General features: G+C 34.9%; 5 protein-coding genes and 1 pseudogene. 3 read left to right on the top strand and 3 right to left on the bottom strand.

Annotation, left to right across the window (positions count from 1 at the left end; genetic code table 11):
• Positions 1-251, bottom strand: a 251-nt coding sequence (locus BLV99_RS17870) for a transposase (RefSeq protein WP_139243526.1), incomplete at its 3' end; no start/stop codon positions are given.
• Between the two features lie 52 nt (positions 252-303).
• On the opposite strand from BLV99_RS17870, the pseudogene BLV99_RS17865 reads away from it, so the two are divergent.
• Both BLV99_RS17865 and BLV99_RS17860 read left to right on the top strand, forming a co-directional pair.
• Positions 304-858, top strand: a pseudogene (locus BLV99_RS17865) (type VI secretion system-associated protein TagF); the annotation flags it as partial.
• Positions 859-860: 2 nt separating this feature from the next.
• The gene (locus BLV99_RS17860; protein WP_092693046.1) at positions 861-1,631 is read left to right on the top strand and encodes an OmpA family protein; all 771 of its coding nucleotides are present in this window, start codon (positions 861-863) and stop codon (positions 1,629-1,631) included.
• Between the two features lie 59 nt (positions 1,632-1,690).
• Here BLV99_RS17860 and BLV99_RS18655 read toward each other — a convergent pair whose 3' ends face one another.
• Together BLV99_RS18655 and pcaU are read right to left on the bottom strand one after the other, a co-directional pair.
• Positions 1,691-1,822: a hypothetical protein gene (locus BLV99_RS18655; protein WP_280138284.1), complete on the bottom strand. Its 132-nt coding sequence runs from the start codon at positions 1,820-1,822 to the stop codon at positions 1,691-1,693.
• A gap of 172 nt (positions 1,823-1,994) precedes the next feature.
• Positions 1,995-2,819 carry an IclR family transcriptional regulator PcaU gene (pcaU, locus tag BLV99_RS17855; protein WP_086185881.1) on the bottom strand — a complete coding sequence of 275 codons (825 nt, stop codon included), beginning with the start codon at positions 2,817-2,819 and terminating at the stop codon, positions 1,995-1,997.
• Between the two features lie 282 nt (positions 2,820-3,101).
• Here pcaU and BLV99_RS17850 point away from each other — a divergent pair.
• Positions 3,102-3,220: CoA-transferase (locus BLV99_RS17850; RefSeq protein WP_280138285.1), on the top strand; the 119-nt coding region annotated here is incomplete at its 3' end.

The following is a 3,220-nucleotide window of genomic DNA, read 5'->3' as shown; positions in this document are numbered from 1 at the left end:
GACAGCACTTCAAAAACTCTCTGCCACACGCCTGTTTTAGCCCAGCGGCTAAAGCGAGTATGCACGACTCTAAAATCACCAAAGCGTTCAGGCAAGTCTCGCCACGGGATACCTGAGCGGTAACGATATAGTATTGCTTCAACAAATAATCGGTTATCTTTGGCGGTTACACCAACCGTACCTGTTCGTCCAGGTAACAGATCTTTAATCTGTTCCCATTGATCGTCTCTTAATGCATAGCGTTTAGTCATAAGAGAATAATAAGGACGCGTCAGATTTTATCAACCTAATTGATGACACGCCCTAGATAAATTGAGTAAATTAAGTAATGAAATCCAAATATTTACTCATATAGAAAGCGCTAAGTTTTATGAATATCATACGATTCATTCATTTTCTCAATTGATGAAAATAACGGCTTATGAACTTTCTCAAAGTATAATTGGATTAGGTTTGCTGCTACAACCTGTTATTCAACAAGGCACCAGTCGATTAAAAAAAGTCCTTATTTTACCGATTAATAATCCAAGTTATTGTTATGAAATAGCCGCGTTTTGGGTCAATTTAATTAACTATTTTATTGCTAAGTAAAATGTAGAATTACTCATTGGAATTTTACATAGCCATTCACCTGTTTTGTTATTTGGATTTCAAGGTGCTGATATTATTGCATTAAGTGAAATATTTACTCAAAAAATGGATTCAGAACATTGGGTTTCATTAGCAAAAGCAGACTGGATTGATCCTTATTTAGAACAAAATGCAGGACTCGCGGCCTTAGAACAGTCCTTGTGTGAGCGCCATCTAAGTTTAAATCAAGGTATTAAACTTTTTAGACAAACATTTATAGCTGATTAAAAATGATTAAATTACAAATAATTAGAAAAAAAATTAAAGTCCTGATTTTATTGACTCTTGTATCCTTAAGCTCTCTGGTATTGGCTGAACCCATTGTGATTGAAGGTGTTGTACCAAATGAAAGCAGTAAACAAGCAATTTTAGCCAAAATGTATAGTGTTTATGGAATAGATCAAGTTATTGATAAAATTAAAGTAAAAACCGTTTCTGCACCCAATGGCTGGAGTGATTCAGTAACTAAAATCATTACACCAGATTTAAAGAAAGTTAAACAAGGAAAATTATCTGTGCGGGGTACAGAGGTTGAATTAACGGGAAAAATGTTAAATCAAAATGACATTCAGCCAACCACAGTAAATTTTCAAAATATGATTCAAATACCGTATCGCTTAAATATACAGTTATCTGTGAATCAAGCAGAGCAGAAAATTATTGATGATGCTTTAAAAAATAGAATTATCGAGTTTGAATCTGGAAGTGCAATATTAGTCGCATCAGGAACCAAAATTTTGGATGAAATGGCAGTTGCATTAAATAAAGTCGCTGGAAAGAAGGTTAAAATTATTGGTCATACGGATAGTTCAGGTAGTCCAGCTAAAAATTTAATCCTTAGTCAGGAACGTGCAGCCGCAGTTAAAAGGTATTTAACAGAAAAAAATGTGCCAACAGATTATTTAACGGTGGAAGGATTAGGTTCAACTCAACCAGTTGCTGATAACACAACCGTTGATGGTCGTAAGAAAAACCGTAGAATTGAATTTGAAGTCCAATAAGTCTTGTTATTCAAAATCTTAAATGTCCTGTTTTTAAATGTAAGCGTTAAGAACAGGACTTAAAAAAGTTGTTCAACTATTATTTTCTGAGCTTTACGACTTGGCATATTTTTCTTGGGATCAAATGAGGCATGATGATTAGATAATACCTGTCTTCCAAGGGGAGACATTAGCGCAGTTTTTCTAGCCATGGCTTAATCCACTAAGGTTTTACAATCAACATTAAGTATAAGCTCTACAGCATTTATACATACTACACGAATCAGTTTTTGTAGAACATTTGCAGTAGATATAGCGCATTTGATATTACTTATGGCACTCCGTATTACCTGATTTCACACAGTACGAGTGTTAAATAAATATCTAAATGACATTACGTAATTCACGTGCTGTTTCAAGAAGCAAAGGCATAATTTGCTGAACTAGATATTCTTTCGTCGTTTTTGTTGTAGGCGAAACAATATTTAATGCTGCAACAACATTGCCTTTCGGTCCATATATAGGCACGGCAAGCGCATGTACACCCAGCTCATGTTCTTCGCTTGAATAACACCAATCTTGCTCTTTAATTTCCTCTAAAATCTTTAGAAAGGTATCATTGTCTGTGCAACTAAATTTGGTTAATCGCTTCAATGGATACTTTTCTAACCATTTTTTTTGCTCATCTAACTCTAGATATGCCAATAAAATTTTACCTGCTGATGTGGCATGTGCCGGCAAACGATTTCCTAAATGGAGTCCATAAGGATTGACCCGATCTGTTTGTTGGTGGGCCGCACTTCGAGCGATGGTAATTGCTTCATAACCATCTAAAACCATCACTGAATAAATAAGCGATGTTTGGGTGGTGAGTAAGTTTAATAAAGGTTGGCAAATTTTTGGCAGTTGTGAACCACTTAGGTAAGCACCTGAAAATTTTAATATTTTAGGTGCCAAATAATAATAATGCCCATCAAATTCTAAATATCCCAAATACTCAAGCGTGAGTAAATGCCTACGCGCTGCTGCACGCGTCATTCCTGTTTTTTCAGCGGCAATACTGATATTTAAGCGATGACGTTCAGATCCAAAACAATCTAAAATGGCCATACCTTTGCTAATGCCCGCGATAAAATCTTCATGTCGAATATTTTTTTGGTTATCTGGGTTTTGCAAAATTTTCTTATCTTCTAATTTAGCCTCATGCATAAGTTAACCTTTATTTCGCTGATCAAACAAAATTGAGAGTAATTGAATATCCATCTAGTATATTCAAAAATTAGAATAATTGTTCGATCATCGAACCTAAATACTACATATCGCACAAAATTACTGTTTTATAGTAGATGTCCAATTAAAAAAAATGAAAAATAAACAAAAGGAATTCTAATGAAAACACTCGGGATTGAGTGATTCAATTTTGAGCTTATCTATTCATCCTGAGCATTAGTTTTCATCCTTATTTATGCAGCGTACAGACGGAGTTGTCTAATGATTGATAAAAGTGCTCACTCATTAACCGAAGCCTTATCCCAAATTAAAGATGGCTCAACCATCATGATTGGTGGTTTTGGTACAGCAGGTCAGCCTGCTGAACTGATTGATGGTTT

Origin of the sequence: Acinetobacter kyonggiensis (assembly GCF_900107285.1) — a bacterium.
Classification (GTDB): Bacteria; Pseudomonadota; Gammaproteobacteria; order Pseudomonadales; family Moraxellaceae; genus Acinetobacter; species Acinetobacter kyonggiensis.
This window is presented reverse-complemented; position numbering and strand designations above follow the sequence as displayed.

Excerpts from the sequence above, each read along its gene's own strand:
- BLV99_RS17860 (WP_092693046.1), top strand. The coding sequence starts at position 861 with ATGATTAAATTACAAATAATTAGAAAAAAAATTAAAGTCCTGATTTTA.
- BLV99_RS18655 (WP_280138284.1), bottom strand. The coding sequence starts at position 1,822 with ATGGCTAGAAAAACTGCGCTAATGTCTCCCCTTGGAAGACAGGTATTA.
- pcaU (WP_086185881.1), bottom strand. The coding sequence starts at position 2,819 with ATGCATGAGGCTAAATTAGAAGATAAGAAAATTTTGCAAAACCCAGAT.